2 protein-coding genes are annotated in these 754 nt (G+C 39.1%); both read left to right on the forward strand.

The window, feature by feature from the left end:
• Positions 1 to 191: 191 nt before the first annotated feature.
• On the forward strand, positions 192 to 389 hold the full coding sequence (gene rpmI, locus DA085_RS20695; RefSeq protein WP_005596065.1) for a 50S ribosomal protein L35: 198 nt from the start codon (positions 192 to 194) through the stop codon (positions 387 to 389).
• Between the two features lie 67 nt (positions 390 to 456).
• Positions 457 to 754: 50S ribosomal protein L20 (gene rplT / locus DA085_RS20700; protein WP_109474877.1), on the forward strand; the 298-nt coding region annotated here is incomplete at its 3' end.

Raw genomic sequence — 754 nt, forward strand, 5'->3', positions numbered from 1 at the left:
AAAAAGAGAAACAAAAGCAATCTACAGGCACATTTCGCAGCCTGATTTGCTTTTTAGCCGTAAAGGGCTATGAGCGGTAACGCTCTGTTCGAGATAATTAGTGCTTTGCAAGTAAAAAGACGGTTAGCGATAAGCGTATTTTTCGCCTGATTATTATGTATTAGATAAAACAATGCGGAGTTTATAAAACAATGCCTAAAATTAAAACAGTACGTGGTGCTGCTAAGCGTTTCAAGAAAACAGCTTCAGGCGGTTTCAAACGTAAACAATCTCACTTACGTCATATTTTGACTAAGAAAACCACTAAACGTAAACGTCACTTACGCCACAAATCAATGGTAGCGAAAGCAGACCAAGTATTAGTAGTAGCGTGCTTACCATACGCATAAGCGTTGAGTCAAGTTAAAACGTACTTTAGTGAATTTTAGTTAATTATATACATTAGGAGATTTAATAATGGCTCGTGTAAAACGTGGTGTTATTGCAAGAGCACGCCATAAGAAAGTTCTTAAGGCTGCTAAAGGTTATTATGGTGCGCGTTCACGTGTTTATCGCGTTGCGTTCCAAGCTGTAATTAAAGCTGGTCAATATGCTTACCGTGACCGTCGTCAACGTAAACGTCAATTCCGTCAATTATGGATTGCACGTATCAACGCTGCAGCACGTCAAAACGGTTTATCTTACAGCAAATTCATCAACGGCTTGAAAAAAGCTTCTGTTGAAATCGACCGTAAGATTTTAGCTGACATCGCTG

The sequence above is a fragment of the Ornithinimicrobium cavernae genome, assembly GCF_003121625.1.
GTDB classification, from domain to species: Bacteria; Actinomycetota; Actinomycetes; order Actinomycetales; family Dermatophilaceae; genus Ornithinicoccus; species Ornithinicoccus cavernae.